Raw genomic sequence first — 25004 nt, 5'->3', positions numbered from 1 at the left:
CCGCGCCGGTCTCTCTCAGTCGACAGCACTCGACCGGGGCCCACGACCATGCACCTCGGCATCCGGGCTGGTGCGTCTGTGATGCCGGGTCCGCCTGCGGGCGTGACCGCAGGCGGACCCGTGCGTGCGCATCAGGGGTGGTCAGGTCGGAAGCAGGCCGATCGCGGACTTGGCCTGCCGGATCTTCTCGGCGGCCAGGTCACGGGCCCGTTCGGCGCCGTCGCGCAGTGCCGAGTGCACGTACCCCGGGTCGTCTGCGAGTTCGAGGTAGCGCTCCCGGACGGGGGCCAGCGTGGCGACGACCGCGTCGGCGACCGCCTCCTTCAGGACGCCGTACCGGTCGAAGCGCTCCGCCGCCCGCTGCGGGGTGTCGCCGGTGCACGCGGCCAGGATCGTCAGCAGGTTCGACACGCCCGGCTTGCCCTCCGGGTCGTAGACCACCTCCGTCCCGGTGTCGGTGACCGCCCGCATGATCTTCCGCCGCAGCACCTGCGGCTCGTCCAGCAGCCGCAGCACCCCCGTCGGCGACGGGACGGACTTGCTCATCTTCCGGTCGGGGGCGGCCAGATCCATGACCCGCGCGGCGACCGGCGGCATGACGGCCTTCGGCACCGTGAACGTGGGCCCGTACCGGCCGTTGAAGCGCTCGGCGACGTCGCGGGCCAGCTCCAGGTGCTGGCTCTGGTCGTCCCCGACCGGCACCTCGTCGGCGTCGTAGAGCAGGATGTCGGCCGCCATCAGGACCGGGTAGGTCAGCAGCGAGAGCCGGACGGGCCCGCCGCGCTGCGACTTCTCCTTGAACTGGATCATCCGCTGGGCCTCGCCGTAGCCCGTGGTGCATTCCAGCAGGTAGTGCAGCTCGGTGTGCTGCGGGACGTGCGACTGGACGAAGAACAGGCACCGGTCCGGGTCGGCGCCCGCGGCCAGCAGCAGCGTCGCGAACTCCAGCGTCCGCCGCCGCACCTGCTCTGGATCGTGCTCCAGCGTCAGCGCGTGCAGATCGCTGATGAACACCACCGTGTCCGTGACCTGCTGCGCGGCGACGATGGGCGCGATCGCGCCGATGTAGTTGCCCAGGTGCAGGTCACCCGACGGCGTGAACCCGGTGAGACGTCGTGGCATCGTCGGTCGGCTCCCTTGCTGGTCGGGGCCGCCCTGACGTGGCCGCCGGGACGCGAACACGCGAAACGGCCGCCCGTCCAGGGCGGCCGTGGTGTCCGGATACGCGGATGAGTCAGCGCCGCCCCATCAGCGGCGCCACCAGAAACACTGACTGCAGCCCATCCGCATGCCCGAGATGCTACCAATGCCTACCAGGTTTGCTACCAGGTCGCATCGGCGGCCGACGGTTCGTCGGCGGTCTCGGAGTCGTGCAGCGGGAGGCGGATCACCAGCCGCGCGCCCTGCGCGGAGTCCTCGACGGACAGGCTTCCGTGGTGGGCCTGGACGATGGCGCGCGAGATCGCCAGTCCCAGCCCGCTGCCCTTGGGGTCGCGGTCCCTGCCCTCCGGCAGCCGCACGAACGGCTGGAACACCGTCTCCCGGTCCTCGGACGGGATGCCGGCGCCGTCGTCGGCCACGGTCACCACCGCCATGTCCGTGGAACGTTCCACGACGATCTCCACCTTGGACCGCGCGTGACGCTGCGCGTTCACCAGCAGGTTGGCCAGCACCTCCTCCAACTGCAGGTGGTTGCCGGGGACGACGAGGTCGTCGCGGATGCGGACGGTGATCGGCATGTTCATCGGCCTGCTCTCGGCCTCCTGGCGCACCAGTTCGGTCAAATTGGTGGGCTCGCGGACCTGGGGGCCGGTGCGGATCCGCGTCAGCGTCGCCACCTCGTCGATGAGGGACTGCAGGCGCTGCGTCGTCGCCAGGGCGTCCCGGATCGAGGCGTGCGGATCGACCTGCTGGGCGTACAGCAGCGCTTCCTCCAGCTGGGCGCGCAGGCCCGCCAACGGGGTCCGCAGTTCGTGCGAGACCACCGAGGCGAAATGGCGCTGCTGCCGGACCGCCTGCTGCAGGCGGAACAGGGCGTCGTTGGCGGACTCGGCCAACCGGGCGATCTCGTCGTGGCCGGGCGGCTGCGGAACCCGGGAGCCGAGGTCGCTGAGGCTGATCTCGGCGAACCGGGCGCGCATCGCCTCCACCGACCGCAGCGTGCGGCCGACCAGGACCCACGCCGCCCAGCCGGCCAGAAGGGTGGCCCCCAGCACGCCGAAGCCCAGGATGACCTCCAGGCGGCGGTCGGCCAGCAGCGCGGGCTGCGGCATGGCCGCGTAGACGATGTGGGGGCGGCCGTGCCACAGCTCGGCGGACTCCTGGGGGGAGGTCCGGGCGGCGGTGATCATGAAGCACCGCCCGCTCCAGCAGCGGGTCTCGTGCTGGATCCTGTCCTTGTCGGAAGGCCGCAGGTCGCTCAGCGGGGGCCGCCCTTGGGCTCTCGGGCTCGCCGCCACCACCCGGCCGTCGCTGTCGACGAGCTGCACCAGCGTGACCCGGGACGTCATGCTCGGCTGTCCCACCTCCGAGTGCCGGATCTGCCCGAGCCAGTGGGTGGCGACGCGCTGGGTGTCCCGGAACGCGAGGTCCTTGACCCTGTCACGGATCAGCGTGTCCAGCGTGATCGCGCTGCCCAGGCAGGCGATCAGCGCCAGGGCCGCCGTGGCGAGGCTGAACCGCCAACGGATCGACCTTGGAACAAGACGCGAGAACACTGGCTGTGAGCCCCCCGATGGCCGCCGGCCGCTCCACTGACTTCCTCACCCTAGGTCGCTGTTGACCTCGGCCTCGGCAACGATGCGGCAATCTTTTCGTCAGTTTTGCGCAAAACGGAACGGTCGGGTGCCAGTCGACACCTTCACTTCGCTCATACAACACTCATGGACGTTTCAAGCGCGCCCCATGTCGGGCGCGTCTGCCGTGCGCGTCCGCAGCCCGCATGACACCGCGGATCGCGCCCTCACCGTGCGCCGCTTACGCGACACTACGCCTGCCCGCCGCCGGTGCCCCGAGCGGCCGCGAGGCGGCGACCGGAGGGCGCGCCCGAGCGTCCGGCGAGGGTGTCGTCGGTCTCCCAGCCCAACCGGGACGTCGCGGTGACGACCCCTTCGACACGGCGGATGTCGCGCAGGAGCGGGGGGATCTGCGAGCGGCGCGGCACCGTTCCGTGGAGGACGACGCGCCCCTCGTCGACGGTCACCGTGATCCGCGCCGGGTCCACGCCCGGCCGCCGGCTCAGCACCCCGCGCATGACGTCCCGCTCGATGTCCCGGTCGGAACGGTCGTAGACGCGCAGGAGGTCCGAGCGGGTCACGATGCCGACCAGGCGGCGCGTCCGGCCGTCGACGACGACCAGGCGGCTGATGCCGTGCCGCCGCATCTCCCGTGCCGCGCTCTGCACGTCGGTCTCCGGGGTCACGGTGATCGCGGGGGAGGTCATCAGCTCGGCCGCCACCGCCCCGCCCGCCTTGCGCCGCTCCCGGCGCCCGCGAGGGCCGTCCTCCTCGGCCGCGCCGGGAACGGCCTGCTTCACCAGCAGGTCGCTGGTGGAGACGACGCCTCGGACGCGTCCCGCGGAGTCCAGCACCGGCGCCGCGTTCACCCCGTTGCTCCGCAGGATCACGATGATCTCTTTGAAGGGGGTCTGCTCGTGCACCGCCACGACATCGGTCGCCATGACGGACCGGACGGTGGTGTTCATCGGGACCTCCTCCGCGAGACGCACCCCCAGCCTGGAAGACGGCGCGGGCGGCGGAGCGGGGGCCGACGGCCCGGCGCCTAGGGCCGAAGGTCCTCGTTTCGCGCGGGGACGGTGACGATCGCCGCGCGGGGTATGGACCTTAGCCCGCAGCGCACCGCGTCCCCGGACGCCTACCGTCACCTGCGAAAACGGCGCCAGAAGGCGAGGGGCGCCACCACATCGCGAAGGAGCCATGACATGACGGACCCCGTCCTGGTCGGAACCGACGGTTCCGACGGCGCCACCCGCGCAGTGGAATGGGCGGCGGACGAAGCAGCCGTGCACCACCGGCCCCTGCTCATCGTCCACAGCATCGACAGCGCCCTCTACGCGACGCCGCTGTTCGCGCCGTCCGCGGCGGTGGACGCGCTCACCGAAGCGGGACGCACGCTCCTGGCGGAGGCGGAGAAGGCCGCCCGCCGGCGCCGTCCCGACGTGGTGGTGGCGACCCGGCTCGTCACCGGGCGTCCCATGTCCGCGCTGCGCGAGCTGTCCCGGGACGCGTACGAGCTGGTGCTCGGGCACCGCGGGCTGGGCGGCTTCGCGAGCCTGCTGCTCGGGTCGACCGGGCTGCACATGGCCGGGCACTGCGCCGCGCCGGTCGTGATCGTGCGCGGCGACACCGCCGGCGGGCACGGCGAGATCGTCGCCGGGCTCTCCCTGGACGGGGACGAGACCCCCACCCTGCGCCACGCCTTCGAGGCGGCCGCCGCCCGAGGGGCCCGCGTCCGCGTCGTCAACGCCTGGGACCTGCCGAAGGCCGGCACCGAGGTGATCCGCGTCCTGGACGACGACCAGATCGACGAGAAGATCCGCTGGCGGCTCGTCGAGGCCCACGCCCCGTGGCGCAAGACCTACCCGGACGTGGAGGTGACCGAGCAGGTCGTCCGGGACCACCCGGTCACGGCCCTGTGCGACGCCTCCCGCGGCGCGGACCTGCTGGTCGTCGGCCCGCGCCACAAGAACGGGTTCGGCGCGCTCGGGCTCGGCTCGGTCTGCCACGGCGTGATCCACCACGCGCATTGCCCGGTGGCGATCGCCCGGACGAAGGACGCAGCCGGGTGACCGGGCCGCGGGAGCGGCCGCGCGTCAGGACCGGGCGGCCTCCCACATGCGCAGGTACATCTCCGCGCCGCGCGCCATGTCGGCGATGAGCTCCTCGCCCGCGACGGTGCGCATGTCGGCGATCCAGTCGGGGACCAGGCCGTAGTTGGCGACGCCTTCGGTGTTGACGTCCCAGGTGCGCTGACCGGTCCGCTGGCGGTCGAGCGTCACGTTCGGGTCGATGGGCGAGGCGAACGGGTAGCGCACCGGGTCGCTCTCGTTGCCGCGGCGCGGCCCCGGCAGCGCACCCACGCCGTTCGCGTCCAGCCCGTAGGCGTAGCCGAACAGCCGTCCCGGGTCGCGCGCCTGCTTGGCGCGGCGCCATTCGGCGGCGAACGTGTCGGCCGAGGACCCGTACGAGGCGATCATCCCGCCGAGCCGGTAGATGCGGGACGCGAAGTGCGCGTCGGACCAGCCGTGCCCGGAGACCACCCCGGGGTAGCGCTCCTCCTCGAGGATCGACAGGGTCCGGTCGGCCGCCTTGACGCTCATGTGGTCGAGCTCCACGATCATCCCCCGCTCGATCATGGCGCGGACCGCGTACTCGCCGAGCTCGGTGAGGCCGTTGACGTTGCAGTGCGGCGCCTTCGGATAGACCGGCAGGGTCACGCCGAGCGGACGCAGATGCGCCAGCGGGCCCGCGAGCAGCGCGGTGAGGTCGTTCGACGGGGCGATCGTGTTGTCGTGTTCGGGCGTGGTGCAGGTGTCGGCCTGCCAGAACCGCCCGCTGCCGAGGAAGTTCCCCAGGTTGAGGATCACGCCCTTGGCGTCGGAGTCGAAGCGGACCCCGCACAGCGCGTTGTCGAACTTGTGGCACAGGAACATGGAGCTGACCCCGAGGCTCTGCATCTCGTCCAGGCCGCGGTCGATCTGCTCCTTGGTGCACTGCGGCGCCCCGCCGATCTGCCGGCAGCCGAACGGCTCGGAGGTCTCCACGCCGAGGACGACCGCGAGCTTGCCCTGCTCGATGACCTGGCGGGCCTCGGCCGGGCTCCGCACGACGCGGAACCATCCCTTGCCGGGGCCGCCGCTCTGGGCGTCGATGTAGGCCTGCAGCTCATAGGTGCGCCGGGCCTGGAGGCGGATGGACTCCATCTCGTCGCAGGGGTACTTCTTCAGCGGGTAGATCTCGCACAGGATCCGGTTCGAGACGAGATGGTTGACCAGGATGCGCTGCCCGGCCCGCCATGACCGCTCGATCCACGTGTAGTACGCCTGCTGGTGCGTGAGCGAGTCGTGGCGGGGCCAGTCCTTGAAGGTCGGCCATCCGGTGGTGTCGTGGGTTCCCAGCAGGGTGCCCTTGCTGGTGAAGTTCTCGAACCAGGCCAAGGCGCCGTTCGGCCCGTGGTCGGGGCAGTCGCGCAGGGCCTTGTCGATGCCTTCGGGGTCGAAGGACTTGCCGCACAGCACATTGCCACCGAAGCCCTCGAACGACATCAGGTGGCTGTGCAGGTCGGCGTAACCGCGGACCTGCCCGTCGGCGGTGGTGCCGCGGAACGGCGTGCCGGTGGCGTTGACACCGCCGCGGGTCGACGCCGCGGAGGGGACGGCGGGAGCGAGCGCGATGATCGCGACTGCGCTCGTGAGGGCGGCGAGAAGGGCGAGGACGGCCCTGGGGTGCGGGGGTTTGCGCGGCATGGCGGGGCGGCCTTCCGGGAAAGCGTTCTCACTCCTTTCCGGCGTATCACGATCGCGCCGATACGTGAATACCTTTCATGTCGAGGGTTTCGATCCGCCCACGCCGCTGCGGAACCGCCGCGAACGCGCGGAAGTCCGGGAGGCGGTCAGACCGTGATCGGCAGGGGACGAGCGAAGCCCTCAAGGAGATCCACCACGCCGTCCCCGCGAGGCCGGCTCGGGCAGGCGGTCGAGGAGCCGCACGGTGATCTCCTTGACCCGGGGCAGCAGCGCCGCCCCCAGGGCGCGTGGCGAGGAGCGCGGCGAACGCGACCTCCCCCTCCTGGCGGGCCAGGGAGGCGCCGAGGCAGCCGTGCAGGCCGTGGCCGAACTCCGAGGTGCGTCTCGCGGCGGCCGTCCGGTTGCCGGGCGATGTCGAGCCGGCGCGGGTCGAAGTCGGCGAGACGAGGCCGGCCATGACCGGGGACCTCTCGCGCAGCCGCCGGCCGCCGATCTCGACGTTTTCGGCGGCGTACCGGAATGGGGCGGCCTGGACCGGCCCGCACCAGCGCATCAGCTCGTGCACCGCGCGCGGCGTCGCCGCCTGGGCGGCGCGCAGCAGATCGGCGATGGCGGGGAAGGCATTCCGATCCCTCCGTAATTGTCGGATTCTGGGATTTTGGCGGCCGTCGTTCTTTGCTGGTTTCCCTCGGTGCGTCGCAGTCCCGGCCGATTCGAGCGCCGCATCCAAGCGGGCGGAAAGTGCCTCTGATCGGCCATTTCTGTGCATATCGCGGCTTAGGGGGCGGGCGCGGTGGTGATCTACGAAGACTTGACTCTTCTTTTGATGAGTAAAGGACAGTTTCTTGCTTAACTCTATGCGGCGACGTGATTGCTCAACGTGATCGTTCCTGGTTGTTGGGACACAGCTGAAGTGCGCGGTTCCGGCTCCGCGCTCTCCGCGGGCCGGGCCGTCCGACGAGGGGAAGCGAATGGGAGCACTCAAGGGCACGGGACCGAAACCGCCGAGCGATCTGACCAAGCACCGGGCGATCACTACGGTCCGCCAGATCCAGCACCTGATGCTGCTGTGCTCGCTGCTGCCGCCCGACGGCGCGATGCAGAAAATACTCCGGCGCGCGCTGTCCCTGCACGAGGAACCGCTGCTGGCGCGCGTCACGCCGGTGACGGATCTGCACCCCCAGGCCACCAAGGAATGGCTCGAATCCTTCTGGATCCGAGACGGAATCTCCCCGGAAGAAGAGGAGTTGATCGCCTGGCAGAACGACAAACCGACAATGGACGCGGCCATCGCGGAAATCGCGAACGTCGAGCGGCAGCTCGGCATTCGCCTGGTGACCGCGCTGGTCGAGTAGCACGGCAGGGTCCACGACAGCAAAGGAGAAAAGCGATGTCACCGAGCAGCGTTCTGCGCCACGCCGCCGCCGACGCCGAGGTCCGCGCCGAGGTGCTGGCGTCCCCCGAGGCGTTCGGGGTGTCCGCCGGCGCGGTCCCCGCCTCCGTGGAGCCGCTGGACGAGGAGGCCCTCGGCTTCTGGACCGAGGGCGTGGCCGCCGTCGAGGTGTACGCCTGCGCCACCAGCTGCAGCGCGGGCCCGTTCACGATCATCTGCGACGGCGGCACGAAGTAGCCGCCTCCCCGATGTGACGACCAGCCGGTGGGCCGCCGCCGTCGGCCCACCGGCCCGTGCGGACCGACGGAGCGAGGAAACCCCGCGTGACCCCACTCTTCCCCCTGGACATCGCGGCCCGCGCCGCGAACCTCTCCGAACAGGCCCAGGTCGTCGCCGCTCTCGGGCCGCCCGACGGCGCGCCGCCGCTCACGGACCTCGACCGGTGGCGGATCGACCGGCTGGCGGCCAGGCTCGCCGAGCGCTTCCACAAAGAGAGCACCCGGCGCGCCGGCCCGGCCCGGCACACCCAAGGCTCGCTGACCCGGCTGCTCACCGACTACCGCCGGCACGAGCTGGCGCTCACCGGCCGCGACGACGGCCTCGGCCGGATCCTCACCGACCTGCACGCCGACTGGCTGCCGACGTACCAGGCCGCGCTGCGCGGGCTGGAGCGGTCCGGCGACCGGTCGGCCGAGGCGGACTGGCGCGACTTCGACGCCTACTACGGCCGCCTCGCCATCGCCTGCGAACCGTTCCTCACCGAGCTGGGCCGGCGGCTGCGCGAGGCGCTGGCCGCCGAGCCCGACCGGCCCGCGCCCGTGATCGACGCCCGGGTCGTGTCCGACTTCCAGGCCCACCTGCTCGGCCGGTTCGAACTCGCGCTGGCCTGGGCGGTGGAGGCCGACGCCAAGGCGCACTGCGCGCTGCACGGCATCGACCCGGCGCGGGCGACCCAGGAGGACTACCTGGCCTACCTCGACAAGACGTTCGCCGACGCGGAGTCCTACCACCGCTTCTACCTGGAGTTCCCGGTCCTGGGACGCTGGCTGGCCCACGTCACCGACCTGCTCTCCGGGCACGGCCGCGAGATGATCGCCCGGCTGCGCGCCGACGCCGACGCGGTCGCCGAGGCGTTCTTCGGACGGCCGATCGAACGGGTGCGCTCGGTCCGGCCGGGCCGCTCCGACATGCACGCCGGCGCCCGCAGCGTCGCGTTCGTGGAGGTCACCCTGGCGGACGGCGCCGAGGCGTCGTTCGTCTACAAGCCGCGCTGCGTCCGGGGCGAGGCCGCGCTGCAGAAGCTGCTGGCCCGGCTGCGCGACGAGGGCGTCCTCGACTACGCCACGCGGGCGGTGCTGCCCAGGGACGGGTACGGCTACGAGGCGCTGATCCCGTCCGGGCGCAACCGGGTCGAGACGCGCGACCAGGCCGAGCACGTGTACGCCGAGCTCGGCGGCTACCTGGCGATCTTCTACATCCTCGGCGGCGGCGACCTGCACTTCGAGAACGTCATGGTCGCCGACGGCCACGCGTTCATCTGCGACTGCGAGACCGTGCTCGGCGCGCCGCCCAAGGGGCAGCCGCGGCCGTCCGGCACGCTGATGGACTCGGTCTTCAAGACCGGTCTCATCGAATGGCCCACGGCGTCCGCGGACGACACCGGCATCCGGCTCAGCGGCTACTCCGGCGGCGTCTCCTACCGGCTGCCGATGCCGGTGCCGCAGGTCGGCGACCGCCGGCTCTCCTTCGAGGCGGGCGTCACGCACCGCCGGGGCGTCGAGGTCGAACCGGGGGCGCCCAACCGGGTCTTCCTCGGCGACGAGCTGACCCGCGCCGAGGACTTCACCGACGCGATCAGAGCCGGTTTCGACCGCGTCTACCGGTGGTTCCAGGACCGGCCCGAGCGCGCCGTCGAGTGCGTGACCGGCCTGTTCTCCGGCACCCGCGTGCGCTTCATCAACTGGAGCACGCAGGTCTACGCGCAGCTGCTGATGGCCGCGCGCCACCCCAAGTGCCTGCGGGAGCCGCTGGAGGTCGACCTGCTCGTCACCACGGTCCGCACGTTCCCCCGCAACTGGGACGCGGACGGCGTGCTGCCGCCCTGGGAGCTGGCGTCGATGTGGCGGCTGGACGTGCCGATGTTCACCGTGGACGCCGGCGGCGACCGGCTCGTCCACGACCACCGGAACGAGGTGGCGGCCGCGCTGGAGACCACGCCCCTGGAGCACGCCGCCGCGCGGATCCGGCGGCTGTCCGCGCGGAACCGGGCCCAGCAGGACCAGTACATCGCCGCGGGCCTGTCCGGCGGGGACGTCACCAGCCCCGAGTTCGCCGCCACCTGCCTGGAGCAGGCGAGCGCCGTCGGGCAGCGGCTGTGCCGGATGCTGCGCGAACCCGGCCGCGCGCCGTGGACGTCCTACATCGTCACCGGCGACGGCAAGTCCGAGGTCGACATCGAGGGCGACCTGTACACCGGGTCGGCGGGCATCGCGTTCTTCCTCGCCCACCTCAACGATGCCGACCCGCGGCCGGAGTTCCGCCGGGCCGCCGAGCGCGCCCTCGCCCACGCCCTCGACACGTGCGACCGCGGCCGCATCGGCGTGTTCTCGGGCCTCGGCGGGCTGATCTACCTCCTCACCCACCTGCACCGCCTGTGGGGCGACCGCGCGCTGCTCGACCGCGCCGCCGCCCTCGCCGACGAGGCCGCCGACCTGATCGACCGGGACCGCCACCTCGACGTCTTCCACGGCGTCGCCGGGCTCATCCCCGTCCTGCTCGGGCTCGCCGACGCCACCGGCGGCCACGGCCTGCGGCACGCCCGCCGGTGCGCCGCGCACCTGCTGCGCCACGCGCAGGCCGACGGCGACACCCTGTCGTGGCCCAGCCCGGAGCCGGACGCCGTGACGGCCAATCTGACCGGCCTGTCCCACGGCGCCGGCGGCATCGGCTGGACGCTGATCATGCTGGGGTGCCGGGACGACCGCGCGGACTGCGTCGACGCCGGCCGGCGCGCCTTCGCCTACGAGGCCCGCCATTTCGACCACGACGAACAGGACTGGTACGACCTGCGGCGCGTCGCGGGCGGCTGGTCCCGCAACGGGCGCCACTACGCCAACGCCTGGTGCAACGGCGCCGCCGGCATCGGCCTGACCCGCATCCACAGCTGGGCCCTGCTCGGCAAGGACGACGACGCCCTGCTGCACGAGGCGCGCCAGGCGCTCACGGCCACGATGCGCGGCTTCCCGCGTCTGATGAACGACTCGCTGTGCCACGGCCGTTCGGGCAACGCCGAGCTGTTCGTGCGCTTCGCCGAACTGAGCGGCGAGCCCGCCTTCCGCATGGAGGCCAACGTCCAGGCCCAGACCCAGTGGCGGAACCTGGAGGACGCGCGCCCGGGGCCTGAGTCGGGCTTCTTCCCCGGTCTGATGCTGGGCCTGGCGGGCTTCGGCATGCACTTCCTGCGTCTGGCCCGGCCCGAGAGCACCCCGTCGGTCCTGCTGCTCGACCCGCCCAGCCCTGTGAAGGAGTGACCCGCGATGTCCGTCGAGTCCTGCACCCGTTTTCTCCGTGTCGCCGCGGAAGACCCGCGGATACGGCAGCAGATGAAGGCGTTGACCGGGGTGGAGGAGGTGATCCGGCTCGCCCGCGCCGACGGCTACGACTTCACCGTCGGCGACCTCCGCGCGGCGTCCGCCAAGATCGCCGCCGAGGCCGCGCGGCGGCAGGCGGCCGCCCCGCGCGACGCCGACGCACGGCGCGACGTCGACGACCGGCGCGACGTCGACGACCGGTGCGACGTCGGCGACCGGCGCGACGCTGACCGTCCGGAACCGGCGGCGGGCCGGGTCTACCACTACGAGTACGACCTGGACGAGCTCCCCGGCTTCGCCCCGATCATCGATGAGCTGCCGCGCCTGAAGATCAAGCCGCCCACGGTCGACCTGGCCCGCTTCCACGAGGCCTTCCGGGAGGAGGACCTGGCTTCGACGTCCCTGGCGCCGTCCGGTCCCGAATACCGGGCCTGGCGCGACCGGGTCGCCGCCGAGGAGGCCGACGACGCCGGGGGCGCCGGCGGGGTCCGGCGCGACTTCCACCTGATCAACCTGGACGAGCACGTCGCGCACCCCGGCTACGACGACTATCTGGCGGCCAAGACCCGCGTCGTCGCCGCGCTGGAGGAGGTGTTCGGCGCCGAGGTCCGGTTCTCGGGCAGCATGTGGTATCCGCCGTCCTCCTACCGGCTCTGGCACACCAACGAGGACCAGCCGGGCTGGCGCATGTACATCGTGGACGTCGACGACGAGTTCGCCGACCCCGAGCACACCTCGTTCTTCCGCTACCAGAACCCCGCCACCGGCGAGCTGGTCACCCTGCGCGAACGGCCCCGGATGGTCCGGTTCTTCAAGATCGAGCAGGAGCCGGACCGGCTGCTGTGGCACTGCATCGTCAACCCGACCGACCGCCACCGGTGGAGCTTCGGCTTCGTCGTGCCGGAGCACTGGGCCGAGCGCCTGCCGGAGCGGTCGTGACGCTGCGGCACGCCTCGCCGCCGCTGCCCGCCGGGTCCGCCGTCCCGGCGATCCGCGCGGTCGGCCTGCGCAAACGGTACGCCGACGTCACGGCGGTCGACGGGATCGACCTGACGGTGGCGCCGGGGGAGAGCTTCGCCTTCCTCGGCGCCAACGGCGCGGGCAAGACGACGACGATCGCGATGCTCTGCACGCTGACCGCCCCGTCGTCGGGCCGGATCGAGATCGCCGGGCACGACGCGCGCACCGACCCCGCCGGGGCGCGGCGCAGCATCGGCCTGGTCTTCCAGGAGGCCACGCTGGACGGCGACCTCACCGCCGCCGAGAACCTCCGCTTCCACGCCGACCTGTACGACGTCCCCTCCGCCCAGGTGCCCGCCCGCATCGATGAGGCGCTGGCGGTCGTCGGTCTGACCGGCCACCGCGACCGGCTCGTGCGCGCCTTCTCCGGCGGCATGCGGCGGCGCCTGGAGATCGCCCGTGCGCTGCTGCACCGTCCCCGGGTGCTGTTCCTGGACGAGCCCACCGTCGGCCTCGACCCGCAGGCGCGCGCCCAGGTGTGGCACCACCTGCGGCAGATCCGCCGCAGCCGGCGGATCACGCTGTTCCTCACCACGCACTACCTGGACGAGGCCGACCAGTGCGACCGCGTCGCCATCATCGACGGGGGACGCATCGTCGCGGAGGGGAGCCCCGCGCAGCTGAAGTCCGTCGTCGGCGCCGACCGGATCGACCTGCGCACCGCCGACGACGCGGCGGCGGCGCGGCTGCTGCGCGACCGGTTCGGCCTGCCCGTGACCGCCGGACCGCGCGGGCTGTCCCTGCGCGCCGCCGACAGCACCCGCGTCCTGCGGCGGCTCTTCACCGAGCTCGACGTCGCCGTCTACGAGGCGAAGGTCGTCCCGCCCACGTTGGACGACGTCTTCCTCCACTACACCGGCCACCGGATCCAGGACGGCACCTCCCCGGCCTCGGCCGCCTCCCAGCAGGCCGACGCCCTGGCGGCGCCACCGGTCCCGTCGCCGGAAGACGCCATGCGCCCGGCCGGCGTCCCGCCATCGGCGAGCGGCGCGGCGCGCTCCGGCGGCCTGACATGCGACCCGCCGTCCGGCCCGCGGCATCGCAAGCGGCGGACGCGGGTCGTCCCGCCGTCCCCGCGGGCGCCGGGCGCGCCCGAGGCGCGGGGATGGCGCGCCGAGCTGCGGGCCCTGCGCATGATCTGGCGGCGGGAGATCCTGCACTTCGCCCGCGACCGCACCGGAACCGCCGTCTCCCTGCTGCAGCCGCTGCTGTTCCTGTTCATCTTCGGCGCCGGCGTGGCGGGGCTGCTGCCCGCGTCCGGCGGACCCGCCTACCAGCTGTTCCTCTTCTCCGGGATCCTGGTCATGGCGGCGCAGGGGCCGGCGGTCGCCGTCGGGTCGTCGATGCTGTGGGAACGCCAGAACGGCTTCCTGCGCGAGATGCTCGTCAGCCCGGTCCGGCGCGGAACGCTGCTGATGGGCAAGTGCCTGGGCGGGACCACGGTCGCCACGTGCCAGGCGGCGATCCTCCTCGCCGCCGCCGCCCCGATCGGCGTCCCCTTCCACCTCGGCCTGTACGCGCTGCTGCTGGTGGAGATCGCGCTGACCGCGCTCGCCATGACGGCGGTCGGGGTGCTCGCGGCCGGCCTGGTGCGCCGGCCGCAGACCTTCGGGACCGCGCTGACCGTGGTGATGGCGCCGCTGACGTTCCTGTCCGGCGCGATGTTCCCGTTCGCCGCCATGCCCGGCTGGATGGCGGCGCTCGCCCTGATCAACCCGCTCAGCTATGCGGTGGACGGCATGCGCCGCACCGTCGCGGCCTTCCTGCCCGACCCTCCGGCCCAACTGTTCCAGCAGCTGAGCGTGGGGCCCTGGCACCCCTCGGTGCCGCTCGAATGGGGCGCCATCACCGTCGGCGGCCTGCTCTGCCTGGCCGCGGCCGCCCGCCGCTTCTCCCGTTCCGACTGAGCCCGCCCGGCCCGGCGCCGCCGCGTCCGCGCGGACGTGACGCGTCGAAGACGCCGAGGGTATGAGCCGGCCGGCCCGAGTCCGCGCGTCCCGGCCGCCGTCGGCGCTCATGGCTTCGCCCGGCCCGCCGCTCGACGGCGGGCCGGGCGGGAGCCGGACGGCCCCCGGCGACACCCCTGTGCGATCATCTAAGGCGACCCCTGGGACGAGGAGTGGGATGAGCACGCTGCAGACGCTCGATCGCGGTCTGCGCGCATTGGACGTCGTATCGCGGAACCCGGCGGGCATCTCGGTCGCGGACCTGGCCAAGGAGCTGGGGGTCCACCGCGCCATCTGCTACCGCATCGTGGCCACGCTGGAGGCCCATTCGCTCGTCACCCGCGCCGCCGACGGCCGGGTCCGGCTCGGCATCGGCGCGGCGGTGCTGGCCTCGCGGTTCGAACCGCACTTCATGCGCGGCGCCCGTCCCGTGCTGGAGGAGCTCGCCGAGCAGACCCACGCGACCGCCTTCATCGCCGCCGCGGAGGGCGACACCTGCGTCGCGGTCATGGTGGCCGAGCCCAGGGACGCCGTGCTGAGCGTCGGCTACCGGGTGGGCAGCAGGCACCCGCTGACCCAGGGGGCGTCCGGCATCGCGATCCTGGCGGCGCGCCCGGAGAGCCCGCGCGACCCCGAGTCCGTCCGGAAGGCCCGCCGGGACGGCTACTGCGTCACCAGGGGCGAGCTGCAGAAGGGCGCGGTCGGCGTGGCGGCGGGCATCGGCGTGCCCGAGAACGTCGAACCCGGCACGGTGATCGAACGCAGCGTCGGCGTGGTCTCCACCGAAGGCCTCGACATCGACCGCGCGGCGGCCGCCGTCACGGACGCCGCACGCCGGCTGTTGCGGCTCGTCACCGGCTGACAGACCCGACCGTCTCTCATCGGACTCTCATCGGAGCCGCCCCGCCCCGATCGACCAGTCCATCCGTCCGGTCAAGGAACCCGGCTGAGCAGGCCCGCTGCCGCCGCACGGCGACGGCGGGCCGTTTTCGCTTGCGCTCCTGTGGTCGCGTTCGCGGGCTCCCGGACCGTCTCGCGTACGACCGGGCGGTCATGCGGCGGGGGCCTCTTGACCCGTCAATGTGGCGCAGCTTACTCTGCACTGGTCTTTCAGTCTCGCTTATCGCACATAGGTGTGCGATAAAAGTAAACGCCCTGCGCTGAGTGCGAGGAGAGTACATGGGCTCAGTGTCGTCCCCCGCAGCCGGAGCCCCGGAGAACGCCGCGACCGCCGCCTCCGCACGCGCGGGAGGCTGCCCGGTCGACCACTCCCGGCTGGACCCGACCGGACGGCCCGTCTCCGCCGATGCGGCCGCCTTCGACCCGTTCGGCCCGGCGTACCTGGAGGACCCCGCGGGCGCGCTGCGGTGGGCGCGGGAGAAGGAACCGGTGTTCTACAGCCCGGAACTGGGCTACTGGGTGGTCACCCGCTACGAGGACGTCAAGGCGGTCTTCCGCGACAACGTCACCTTCTCGCCGTCCATCGCCCTGGAGAAGATCACCCCGTTCTCCGACGAGGCGAACGCGGTGCTGAAGGCGCACGGCTACGCGATGAACCGCACCCTCGTCAACGAGGACGAGCCCGCCCACATGCTGCGCCGGCGGGCGCTGCAGGAGCCGTTCACCCCCGAGCAGCTCGCCCACCACGAGGAGCTGGTGCGCCGCCTCGTCCGCGAGCACGTCGACCGGTTCATCGACGCGGGCAAGGTCGACCTCGTCAGCGAGATGCTGTTCGAGGTGCCGCTGACCGTCGCGCTGCATTTCCTCGGCGTTCCCGAGGAGGACATGGCCACGCTGCGCCGCTACTCCGTCGCGCACACGGTGAACACCTGGGGACGGCCCTCGCCCGAGGAGCAGGTGGCGGTCGCCGAGGCGGTCGGCAAGTTCTGGCAGTACTCCGGCGAGGTCCTGGAGAAGATGCGCCGGGACCCCTCAGGCCCCGGGTGGATGCCGTACGGGATCCGCAAGCAGCCGCAGATGCCCGACGTCATCACCGACTCCTACCTGCACTCGATGATGATGGCCGGCATCGTGGCCGCGCACGAGACCACCGCCCTCGCCACGACCAACGCGCTGCGGCTGCTGCTGGAGAACCGCGGTCAGTGGGAGGAGATCTGCGCCGACCCGAGCCTGATCCCGGCCGCGGTGGAGGAGTGCCTGCGCTTCTCCGGCCCGATCGTGGCGTGGCGGCGGATCGCCACCGCCGACACCGAGATCGGCGGCGTGCCCATCCCCAAGGGCGCCAAACTGCTGATCGTCCAGGCCTCCGCCAACCACGACGAGCGGCAGTTCGACGACCCCGACGCGCTCGACATCCGCCGCGACACCGCCGGCGGGCACCTGTCGTTCGGCTACGGCTCCCACCAGTGCCTGGGCAAGCACCTGGCGCGGATGGAAATGCAGATCATGCTGCAGGAGTTCACCACGCGCCTTCCGCACATGCGGCTGGTCCCCGACCAGGAGTTCACCTACCTGCCCAACACCTCCTTCCGCGGCCCCGAGCACCTGTGGGTCCAGTGGGACCCCGAACAGAACCCCGAGCGCACCGACCCGTCGATCCTGGACCGGCGCCTGGAGGTGGACCTGCGCGGGTCGACCCGGCGCGGCGTCCCGCGAACCGTGACCGTGCGCCGGATCGACCGGGAGGCGGACGGCATCGTGCGGATCACCCTGGCCGACCCGGACGGCAGGCTCCTGCCGAAGTGGTCGCCCGGCTCGCACGTGGACCTGCTGTTCGACGAGTACTCGCGGCAGTACTCCCTCTGCGGCGACCCCGACGACCGGTCCTGCTACCAGATCGCGGTGCGCAAGGAGACCGACGGCCGCGGCGGCTCCCGCTACGTGCACGAACGCCTGGCCGTCGGGGACGTGCTGCGCCTGCGCGGCCCCCGAAACCACTTCCGGCTGGACCCGGACGCGCGGCGGTACGTGTTCGTCGCCGGCGGCATCGGCATCACCCCGATCATCGCGATGGCCGACCACGCCCGCCGCACCGGCCGCGACTACGAGATCCACTACTGCGGCCGGTCGACCGACACGATGGCCTTCCTCGACCGGCTCGCCCGCGACCACGGCGACCGGCTCACCGTGTACCGGTCCGCCGAGGGCACCCGGCTGGACGTCGCGGCCCTGCTGGCCGAGCCCGCCGAGGGCGTCCTCGTCTACGCGTGCGGGCCGCAGCGGCTGCTCGACGCGCTCGAGGAAGCGACCCGGCACTGGCCGGAGGACGCGCTGCGCGTCGAGCACTTCACGTCCGACGCGGGCACGCTCGACCCGACCAAGGAGCACGCCTTCGACGTGCGGCTGTCCGAATCCGGCGTCACCGTCCACGTGCCCGCCGACCAGACCGTGCTCGCGGCGCTGCGCTCGGCCGGCGTCGACGTGCCCAGCGACTGCGAGGAAGGGCTGTGCGGCACCTGCGAGGTGCCCGTCGCCGAGGGCGAGGTCGACCACCGCGACCTCGTGCTCACCAAGGCCGAGCGCGCCCGCGGCGACCGGATGATGACGTGCTGCTCACGCGCCTGCGGCAAGGCGCTCACGCTCCGAATCTGACGCGGCGGCTTCGCTCCGGGGGGCGAGGAGCAGGCCTCGGAGATCGAAAGGAACACCAATGGCATCAGATGTGGCAAGCGCCCGCACGGAAGGCGCCGACAGCCGCCGCGGGACCCCCGGCCGCGGGTTCCCCCGGCTCCTGGCAGGCAGCATGGCCGGCGCGGTCCTGGAGTGGTACGACTTCGCCATCTACGGCGTGATGGCGGCGACGGTCCTCGGGCCGCTGTTCTTCCCGGGCGACAACGGGTTCGTCAAACTCCTGCTGGCACTGGCCACCCAGGGGATCGGCTTCTTCGCCCGCCCGCTCGGCGGCATCGTGTTCGGCCACCTCGGCGACAAGTTCGGCCGCAAGCCGATGCTCGTGGTGACCTTCCTCATGCTGGGCACCGCCACCGTGTCGATCGGCCTGCTGCCCACCCACCACGACATCGGCATCACCGCGACGTTCCTGCTCGTCCTCGCGCGCCTGGTGCAGGGGTTCGCGCTCGGCGGCGAGTTCGGCGCGGCGGTGCTGCTGGTCAGCGAGTACGGCGAGCCCAGGCGGCGCGGGTTCTGGACGGCCTGGCCGCAGGCCGGCGCCCCGGCCGGCACGGTGCTGGCCGCCGCGGTGGTCACCGTGCTCGGCATGTCGATGAGCGACGCCGACTTCGAGTCCTGGGGCTGGCGCATCGCGTTCCTGCTGGCCGCGCCGCTCCTGGTCATCGGGTTCTGGATCCGCCGCGGCCTGGACGAGTCGCCGGTGTTCCGCGAGGCGCAGCGCGCCGCCGAGCAGGCGCGCAAGGCCGCCGCAGGGCGTCACCGGGAGACGAAGCGGTCCAGCGTCCTGCAGGCCCTGTCGCGGCCGCGGGCCGTGCTGCACGGTCTCGGCATGCGGCTCGGCGAGAACATCGCCTTCTACATCTACACGGTGTTCATCATCGCCTACGCCACCAAGTACGCCGGGTTCGAGCGCGGCGACGTGACGCTGGTGGTCACCTTCGCCTCGATCTTCCAGTTCGTCGGGATGATCGTCGGCGGCGGCTGGTCCGACCGGGTCGGCCGCAAGACCGCGATGCTCGTGCCGGCGGGCGTGCTGGTGGTCTGGGCCCCGATCCTGTTCTGGCTGGTGCACTTCGAGAGCCTGCCGCTGCTGTGGATCGGCGTGTGCGTCGGCGCCTTCGCCCACGGCATGCTGGCCGGGCCGGAGGCCGCCTGGATCGCCGAGCTGTTCCCGACCCGGTACCGCTACGCCGGCTCCTCGCTGGTGTTCCAGGGCTCCTCGATCTTCGCGGGCGCCCCCGCCCCGTTCATCGCGGTGTGGCTGGTCAACAGCTTCGGGGTCGGCATGGTCATCGGCTACCTGGTGGTCACCATGGCGATCACCTTCGTCGCGGTGATCACGAGTTGGGAGACCAAGGGCGTCGACCTGGACCGGGTCGGCTGACGCGCCCTCCCGCCCCGTCCCCGCACCGAGCCCCCGGCGCCGCCCAGCAGGGCGGCGCCGGGAACCAGCCGCGACGCGCCGACAGCGTCCGCGGGCGTCGGGCCGGTGCTCTCAGCGGTCAGGGCCGCTGGGCTCGATGCGTTCCCGCAGCAGTTGGGCGAGATGAACGGGGCGCCGCCCCCCGAACTCGGCGATCTGCAGTCGGCAGGAGAAGCCGTCGGCGAGCACCGGCGCGTCCGGTGCGTGCCCTTCCAGGTGGGGCAGGAAGGACTGCTCGGCGCAGGTCTTCGAGATCTCGTAGTGCCCGGCCTGGAAGCCGAAGTTCCCGGCGAGCCCGCAGCATCCCTCGTCCACGCCGTGCACCGTGACGCCGGCCCGTTCGAGCAGGGCCCGGTCGGGCCGGGTGCCGAACACGGCCCGCTGATGGCAGTGGAACTGGACCACGGCCGTGGCCGGGCGGTCGGCCCGGAGCGGCAGGTCGCGACCGTCGAGCAGTTCGGCCAGGGTGCGGATCCGGGAGGCGACCCGGCGGGCGCCGTCCCCGTCGACGAGCTCGGGAAGGTCGCCGCGCAGCGCCGCTCCGCAACTGGGTTCCAAGGCGACCACCGGGCGGTCGCCGTCGGCGCGCCGGTCGAGGGCGCGGACGGTGCGCCGCATGACCCGGCGGGCGATGTCGAGCTGCCCCGTGGACACCCAAGTGAGACCACAGCACAGTGTCTGGGACGGCACCTCGACCTGGTAACCGGCCGCCTCGAGCACGTGCACCGCGTCCCGGGCTATTTCGGGTGCGAAGGCGGCGGTGAACGAATCGACCCATAGCACGACGGGGTCGCCGTCCGCAGGACTCGTGCGACGCCGGAACCAGCGGTGGAAGGACCAGGTGGCGAGCCGGGGCAGCCGCCGCGCCGGGTCGATGCCGCCGAGCCGCCGGGCGAGCGCCGCCGCCGCGTCCACGTCCAGCAACGCGTTGAGCGGCCGGGCGAACCGGCGGCCGGCGGCCAGCCACAGCGGCAGCCAGCCCATGCTGTAGTGGCTGGCGGGACGCAGCCGACCGCGGTAGTGCTGGTGCAGGAACTCGGCCTTGTAAGTGGCCATGTCGACGGTGACCGGGCATTCGGCGCTGCACGCCTTGCACATCAGGCACAGGTCGAGGGCGTCCTTGACGTGCTCCGAGCGCCAGCCGTCCGCGGACAGGCCGCCGTCGAGCATCTCCGCGAGGATGCGGGCGCGGCCGCGGGTGCTGTGCCGCTCGTCGCGGGTCGCGCGGTACGACGGGCACATCCCGCCGCCGCTCTGCTTGCGGCAGGCGCCGACGCCCACGCAGCGGCGCAGGGCCTTGCCGAGGTCCCCGCCGTCGGAGTGATACGCGAACGCCAGACCCGCCGTGTGCGGACGGCTGATCGTCTGGCGCAGGTCGGCGTCGAGCGGCGCGGGGTCGACCAGGACGCCGGGATTGAGCCGTCCGAGCGGGTCGAAGGCGTGCTTGTACGCCGCGAAGGCGTCGCGGATCCGCTCCCCGTACATCCGCGGCAGCAGCTCCGAGCGGGCCCGGCCGTCGCCGTGCTCGCCCGACAGCGAGCCGCCGTGCGCGACGACGAGGTCGGCGGCGTCCTCCTGGAAGGAGCGGTAGGCGGCCCGGCCGGACTCGCTGAGCAGGTCGTGGTCGATGCGGACGTGCACGCAGCCCTCGCCGAAGTGGCCGTACACCACGCCCTGCCGCCCGTACCGGTCGAGCAGCTCGCGGAAGTCCTTGAGATACCCGGCGAGCCGCGCGGGCGGCACCGCGGCGTCCTCCCAGCCCGGCCATGCCTCCCGTCCGTCGGCGCTGCGGGTGGCGAGCCCCGCGCCGCGTTCGCGGATCCGCCAGTAGGCGCGTTGATCCGCGGGGGCGACGACGACGTGCACGTCGAGCGCGCCCTGGTCGCGGGCGGACCGCCGCACGGCCTCCGCGCGGTCGCGGGCGGCGGCCGGGTCGTCGGCCCCCACCTCGAGGAGCAGCCATGCGCGCCCGGCGGGCAGGTCGGGGCGGCGCCGCGGCCCCGGCCGGCTGTCGAAGGCGGCCACGAGCCGGTCGTCCATGCCCTCGACGGTGAGCGGTCCGGCGGCCGCGAGCGCCGGGGCGGCCGCCGCGGCGGCGAGGTCGTCGGCGAAGCCCGCCACGACCAGCGCCCGCGCGGCCGGCGCGGGGACGAGCCGGACCCGCGCCCGGGTGACCAGGCCGCAGGTGCCTTCGGCGCCGACGAGGGCGCGGGCGGCGTGGAACCCGTTCTCCGGGAGGAGGTGCTGCAGGCCGTACCCGGAGATCTGACGCGGGAAGCGGCCGAGCTCGCGGCGGATGTCGGCCAGCCACCCGTCCCGGATCTCGGCGAGCGCTTCGAGAAGCGGCGTCCCGGCCCCGGCGCCGTCTCCCTGGCCGCCGTGACGGCCGAGCGTCACGCACGACCCGTCGGCGAGGACGACGTCGAGCTCGTCGACGTTGTCCGCCGTGGTGCCCCAGGCGACCGAGTGGGAGCCGCACGCGTTCGTGCCGATCATTCCGCCGAGGGTGCACCGGTTGTGCGTCGACGGATCGACGCCGAAGGTCAGCCCGTGGACGGCGGCCTGCTCGCGCAGCCGGTCCAGGACGACGCCGGGTTCCACCACGGCCGTCCGTGCGGCGGGATCGATGTCGAGCACCGCGGTCATGTGCCTGCTGAAGTCGACGATCACACCGGGCCCGATCGCGTTGCCGGCGGTGTTGGTGCCGGCGCCCCGGGACGTGATCGGCACGTCCGCGTCGGCGCACCGTTCGACCAGCCGGACGACGTCGTCCGCGTCGCGGGGCAGCACGACGCAGAGCGGGACGACGCGGTGGTTGGAGGCGTCCGTGGCGTAGGCGGCGCGGGTGGCGTCGTCGGCGCGGACCTCACCCTTCAGTTCCGCGGCCAGGGCGCGGACGAGAGAGTCTGCTGACATGGTCGGCCTTTCAGGCGAGGAAGAGCCGGGCGGGCACCGTGGACGCGGCCGCCTCGAGCGCGCCGCGGTCGAGGCCCTGGCCCGCCAGCTCGTCGACGAGCCGGAGCAGCGCCTGCGGCGGCGGCGGGGAGTCCGGCTGGCCGGCGTCGGAGGACAGCACCAGGCGGTCCCCGGCGGCGCGGGCGACGGCGGCCAGCGCCGCCGCGGTGCAGCCCGGCTGGTGCAGCAGCTGGTAGGCGGTGATCTCGACGTGCGCCCCGGCCTCGGCCAGCTCGGCGATCTCGGCGGGGGTCAGCGCCGGGACCGTGTAGGACGGATGGGTGAGCAGCACCCGCCGGATCCCGAAGCGCCGCGCGCGGTCCAGCAGCCAGGCGCATTCCGGGCCGCTGAGATGGCCGGTGGCCAGCACGGCGTCGTGGTCGGCGATCAGCGCGAGGACGAGGTCGGCCGCCGTCTGCGCGTCCGGATCGACCGGGGGGACCGCGAAGACCCGGCGGTCCAGCCGCCGCTCCCGGTCGCACAGCCGGGGCAGGCCGGCCCGCTCCTGGGTGTGCGCGTCGGCCGTGGGCATCCACACCACGCGGCCGCCGGCGGCGAGGGCGGCCGCCACGGCGGCGGGGTTGATCCCGCCGGCGGCCTGGTTGAGCGTGATGCCGCCCAGGACGGGCATGCCGCCGCGGGACAGCGCCCGGGCCCTGCCGACCGTCGACTCGTAGTGGCCCTTGAGGACGAACCCGTGGAATCCGTCCGACCGGTAGGCGTCGAGGACGTCGGCGTCGTCCCCGATCCTCGGCACGATGTCGGGCGCGGCGTGCACATGGCAGTCGAACATGTCACTCTTCCTCGGCGGCCAGCCGCGCGGCTTCGCCGGCCACCAGGTCGAACCGGGACTCCTGCAGCAGCGGCCACCGCCGGCGCAGCGCGCGCAGCGCGTCGAGGTCGAGGTCGGCGACGGCCTGGTCCTCGTCCGCGCCGAGCCTGACCAGCGTCTCCCCGTCGGGGCCGACCACGCACGATCCGCCCCAGAACCGCCGGCCGCGCTCGACGCCGGACCGGTTGACGAAGACGGCGTAGGTCTGCAGGGCGACGGCGGTGTGCGCGAGGAGAAGGTCCCACGCCTTGCGGACGGGGACGGCGGCCTCGCTTTCGACGCTGTTGGCGATGACCACGACGACCTCGGCGCCGCCGTGCGCGGCGAGCCACGGCAGCGGCGGCTGCCACAGGTCGTTGCAGATGAGCACCGCCACCCGGGCGCCGCGGACGTCGTGGCGGCGCAGCCGGCCGCCGGGACGGAAGTGCTTGCGCTCCTCCCAGTCGCGGTAGGTCGGCAGGTACAGCTTGCGCTGCACCGCCACCCGCCCGCCGTCCACGATCGCGGCGCTGTTGTAGCGGTGATGGCGGTGCGCTTCGGCGAATCCGGCGACCACGGCCGGGCCGTGCCCGCCGAGCCCGGCGAGCCGTTCGTCGGCGGCGGGCAGGGCGCGGGGGTCGTCGAGGTCGCCGAGGTGGTAGCCGTGGGTGGCCAGCTCGGGCGCCACCGCGAGGTCGGCGTCGGCGGCCTGGCGGAGCCTGCGGTTCAGCTCCGCCAGGTTCGCGTCCACCGCGCCGAGCCGGGGCGCGGTCTGCAGCAGGGCGACCCGCAGTGCCGGGGCGCTGCCCGTCATCCGATGAAGCCCTTGGCGCGCAGCCAGTCGCGGGCGGCCTGCTCGGGGGTCTCGCCGTCGACGTCCACCTTGGCGTTGAGGCCGCGCAGCGCCTCGTCGTCGAGCGCCGCCGAGATGGGCGCGATGATGTCGGCGAGCTGCGGGCTGCGGTCCATCACCTGCTTGCGCACCGTCAGCGACGGGTTGTAGACGGCGAAGAACCGCTTGTCGTCCTCGAGCACGGTCAGCCCCAGCGCCTTGATCCGGCCGTCGGTGGCGAACACCTCGCCGAAGGTGCACGGGGACGACTTGTCGATGGAGCTGTAGATGGCGCCGAGGGCGAGTTCGGCGACGGCCGACCGGGGCAGGTCGAAGCCGTAGGTCTTCTTCACCCCGGGCCAGCCGTCGTTGCGGCCGAAGAACTCCGCGGCGCCGCAGAACGCGGCCTGCTTGGCGTCCTTCTTGGCCAGCGCGGCGTAGTCGGAGATGGTCTTCACGCCGAGCTCGGCCGCCTTCTCGTTGGTGGTCGCGATGGCGTAGGTGTTGTTCGCCGGGGCGGGCGCGAGCCAGCGGATGCCCGACTGGGCCAGGTCGGCCTTGGCGACCGCCTCGTACTGCTGCCGGGGGTCGTTGATCGGCTTGGTCTGCTTGAGGTGGGTGATCCAGCCGGTGCCGGTGTACTCCCAGTACATGTCGATCGATCCGCCGGTCAGCGCGTTGCGGACGGTGTTGCTGCCGGACATCCCGCAGCTGCGCTTCACCTGGGCGCCCACCGATTCCAGCGCGACGGCGGTGATCTCGCAGAGCACCAGCTGTTCGGTGAACTCCTTGGAGCCGACGGTGAGGGTGACGCCGTCCAGGCTGCCCTTGGACGCCAGGGAGCCTTCGGCGACGTCGCCGCCCGGGGACTGGCCCAGGGCGCAGCCGCCGAGGGGCAAGGCGGCCAGGGCGGCGAGTGCGATGGCGCGGAGCGTTGTGCGCATGGTCGATCCTTCCGT

Annotated in this window: 18 protein-coding genes; 9 read left to right on the top strand and 9 right to left on the bottom strand. The window is 72.9% G+C overall.

Annotated features, from left to right (window positions below; translation table 11 throughout):
* Window positions 1–141: 141 nt before the first annotated feature.
* From trpS to AR3_RS05075, 3 genes are all read right to left on the bottom strand, one after another.
* Entirely contained in the window at window positions 142–1122 is a 981-nt protein-coding gene (trpS, locus tag AR3_RS05085) for a tryptophan--tRNA ligase (RefSeq protein ID WP_067909160.1), read from the bottom strand.
* Window positions 1123–1322: 200 nt separating this feature from the next.
* Window positions 1323–2717, bottom strand: coding sequence for a sensor histidine kinase (locus AR3_RS05080; protein ID WP_067909158.1), 1395 nt, complete (start codon window positions 2715–2717; stop codon window positions 1323–1325).
* Window positions 2718–2986: 269 nt separating this feature from the next.
* Window positions 2987–3703, bottom strand: coding sequence for a CBS domain-containing protein (locus AR3_RS05075; protein ID WP_067909155.1), 717 nt, complete (start codon window positions 3701–3703; stop codon window positions 2987–2989).
* A 237-nt stretch (window positions 3704–3940) separates the two neighbouring features.
* On the opposite strand from AR3_RS05075, the gene AR3_RS05070 reads away from it, so the two are divergent.
* Complete coding sequence (locus AR3_RS05070) at window positions 3941–4807, top strand: universal stress protein (RefSeq protein WP_067909152.1); 867 nt, start codon at window positions 3941–3943, stop codon at window positions 4805–4807.
* A 24-nt stretch (window positions 4808–4831) separates the two neighbouring features.
* Here the strand turns inward: AR3_RS05070 and AR3_RS05065 are convergent, their stop codons facing one another.
* Both AR3_RS05065 and AR3_RS32775 read right to left on the bottom strand, forming a co-directional pair.
* Window positions 4832–6484 carry an amidohydrolase family protein gene (locus AR3_RS05065; RefSeq protein WP_067909150.1) on the bottom strand — a complete coding sequence of 551 codons (1653 nt, stop codon included), beginning with the start codon at window positions 6482–6484 and terminating at the stop codon, window positions 4832–4834.
* A gap of 46 nt (window positions 6485–6530) precedes the next feature.
* Window positions 6531–7214, bottom strand: a complete 684-nt coding sequence (locus AR3_RS32775; RefSeq protein WP_146150240.1) for a cytochrome P450 family protein — start codon at window positions 7212–7214, stop codon at window positions 6531–6533.
* A gap of 241 nt (window positions 7215–7455) precedes the next feature.
* Here AR3_RS32775 and AR3_RS05055 point away from each other — a divergent pair, with 241 nt between their 5' ends.
* From AR3_RS05055 to AR3_RS05020, 8 genes are all read left to right on the top strand, one after another.
* A complete protein-coding gene (locus AR3_RS05055; protein ID WP_067909142.1) occupies window positions 7456–7839 on the top strand; it encodes a DurN family substrate-assisted peptide maturase in 384 nt (127 codons plus the stop codon).
* Window positions 7840–7874: 35 nt separating this feature from the next.
* On the top strand, window positions 7875–8114 hold the full coding sequence (locus AR3_RS05050) for a cinnamycin family lantibiotic (protein WP_067909139.1): 240 nt from the start codon (window positions 7875–7877) through the stop codon (window positions 8112–8114).
* An 86-nt stretch (window positions 8115–8200) separates the two neighbouring features.
* On the top strand, window positions 8201–11407 hold the full coding sequence (locus AR3_RS05045) for a type 2 lanthipeptide synthetase LanM family protein (protein WP_067909137.1): 3207 nt from the start codon (window positions 8201–8203) through the stop codon (window positions 11405–11407).
* Window positions 11408–11413: 6 nt separating this feature from the next.
* The gene (locus tag AR3_RS05040) at window positions 11414–12406 is read left to right on the top strand and encodes a Nif11-like leader peptide family natural product precursor (RefSeq protein ID WP_067909134.1); all 993 of its coding nucleotides are present in this window, start codon (window positions 11414–11416) and stop codon (window positions 12404–12406) included.
* Complete coding sequence (locus AR3_RS32770) at window positions 12403–14394, top strand: ATP-binding cassette domain-containing protein (RefSeq protein ID WP_106258540.1); 1992 nt, start codon at window positions 12403–12405, stop codon at window positions 14392–14394. The genes AR3_RS05040 and AR3_RS32770 overlap by 4 nt, the downstream gene beginning before the upstream one ends.
* 217 nt (window positions 14395–14611) lie before the next feature.
* Entirely contained in the window at window positions 14612–15295 is a 684-nt protein-coding gene (locus tag AR3_RS05030; protein WP_067909131.1) for an IclR family transcriptional regulator, read from the top strand.
* Between the two features lie 317 nt (window positions 15296–15612).
* Window positions 15613–17985 carry a cytochrome P450/oxidoreductase gene (locus AR3_RS05025; RefSeq protein ID WP_083950948.1) on the top strand — a complete coding sequence of 791 codons (2373 nt, stop codon included), beginning with the start codon at window positions 15613–15615 and terminating at the stop codon, window positions 17983–17985.
* Window positions 17986–18043: 58 nt separating this feature from the next.
* Window positions 18044–19408 (top strand): MFS transporter, encoded by a 1365-nt coding sequence (locus AR3_RS05020; RefSeq protein ID WP_067909127.1) that lies wholly within the window; start codon window positions 18044–18046, stop codon window positions 19406–19408.
* Window positions 19409–19519: 111 nt separating this feature from the next.
* Here AR3_RS05020 and AR3_RS05015 read toward each other — a convergent pair whose 3' ends face one another.
* The 4 genes from AR3_RS05015 to AR3_RS05000 are packed head-to-tail and all read right to left on the bottom strand — an operon-like array spanning window position 19520 to window position 24989.
* The gene (locus AR3_RS05015) at window positions 19520–22363 is read right to left on the bottom strand and encodes an FAD-binding and (Fe-S)-binding domain-containing protein (protein ID WP_067909124.1); all 2844 of its coding nucleotides are present in this window, start codon (window positions 22361–22363) and stop codon (window positions 19520–19522) included.
* A 10-nt stretch (window positions 22364–22373) separates the two neighbouring features.
* A complete protein-coding gene (locus AR3_RS05010) occupies window positions 22374–23195 on the bottom strand; it encodes a DUF6282 family protein (RefSeq protein ID WP_067909121.1) in 822 nt (273 codons plus the stop codon).
* Window position 23196: 1 nt separating this feature from the next.
* Window positions 23197–24027 carry a carbon-nitrogen hydrolase family protein gene (locus tag AR3_RS05005; protein WP_067909118.1) on the bottom strand — a complete coding sequence of 277 codons (831 nt, stop codon included), beginning with the start codon at window positions 24025–24027 and terminating at the stop codon, window positions 23197–23199.
* Window positions 24024–24989, bottom strand: coding sequence for a glycine betaine ABC transporter substrate-binding protein (locus AR3_RS05000; protein ID WP_067909115.1), 966 nt, complete (start codon window positions 24987–24989; stop codon window positions 24024–24026). The genes AR3_RS05005 and AR3_RS05000 overlap by 4 nt, the downstream gene beginning before the upstream one ends.
* Between the last annotated feature and the right edge of the window lie 15 nt (window positions 24990–25004).

It is taken from the genome of Actinomadura rubrobrunea NBRC 15275 (assembly GCF_001552235.1).
GTDB lineage: Bacteria > Actinomycetota > Actinomycetes > Streptosporangiales > Streptosporangiaceae > Spirillospora > Spirillospora viridilutea.
The sequence above is the reverse complement of the archived record's forward strand: the minus strand, read 5'-3'. Positions and strand labels throughout refer to the sequence as shown.

What these genes read in the sequence shown, in the direction of transcription:
- trpS (WP_067909160.1), bottom strand. Translation starts at nt 1,122, where the DNA reads ATGCCACGACGTCTCACCGGGTTCACGCCGTCGGGTGACCTGCACCTG.
- AR3_RS05075 (WP_067909155.1), bottom strand. Translation starts at nt 3,703, where the DNA reads ATGAACACCACCGTCCGGTCCGTCATGGCGACCGATGTCGTGGCGGTG.
- AR3_RS05070 (WP_067909152.1), top strand. Translation starts at nt 3,941, where the DNA reads ATGACGGACCCCGTCCTGGTCGGAACCGACGGTTCCGACGGCGCCACC.
- AR3_RS05065 (WP_067909150.1), bottom strand. Translation starts at nt 6,484, where the DNA reads ATGCCGCGCAAACCCCCGCACCCCAGGGCCGTCCTCGCCCTTCTCGCC.
- AR3_RS05055 (WP_067909142.1), top strand. Translation starts at nt 7,456, where the DNA reads ATGGGAGCACTCAAGGGCACGGGACCGAAACCGCCGAGCGATCTGACC.
- AR3_RS05050 (WP_067909139.1), top strand. Translation starts at nt 7,875, where the DNA reads ATGTCACCGAGCAGCGTTCTGCGCCACGCCGCCGCCGACGCCGAGGTC.
- AR3_RS05040 (WP_067909134.1), top strand. Translation starts at nt 11,414, where the DNA reads ATGTCCGTCGAGTCCTGCACCCGTTTTCTCCGTGTCGCCGCGGAAGAC.
- AR3_RS05030 (WP_067909131.1), top strand. Translation starts at nt 14,612, where the DNA reads ATGAGCACGCTGCAGACGCTCGATCGCGGTCTGCGCGCATTGGACGTC.
- AR3_RS05025 (WP_083950948.1), top strand. Translation starts at nt 15,613, where the DNA reads ATGGGCTCAGTGTCGTCCCCCGCAGCCGGAGCCCCGGAGAACGCCGCG.
- AR3_RS05020 (WP_067909127.1), top strand. Translation starts at nt 18,044, where the DNA reads ATGGCATCAGATGTGGCAAGCGCCCGCACGGAAGGCGCCGACAGCCGC.
- AR3_RS05015 (WP_067909124.1), bottom strand. Translation starts at nt 22,363, where the DNA reads ATGTCAGCAGACTCTCTCGTCCGCGCCCTGGCCGCGGAACTGAAGGGT.
- AR3_RS05010 (WP_067909121.1), bottom strand. Translation starts at nt 23,195, where the DNA reads ATGTTCGACTGCCATGTGCACGCCGCGCCCGACATCGTGCCGAGGATC.
- AR3_RS05005 (WP_067909118.1), bottom strand. Translation starts at nt 24,027, where the DNA reads ATGACGGGCAGCGCCCCGGCACTGCGGGTCGCCCTGCTGCAGACCGCG.
- AR3_RS05000 (WP_067909115.1), bottom strand. Translation starts at nt 24,989, where the DNA reads ATGCGCACAACGCTCCGCGCCATCGCACTCGCCGCCCTGGCCGCCTTG.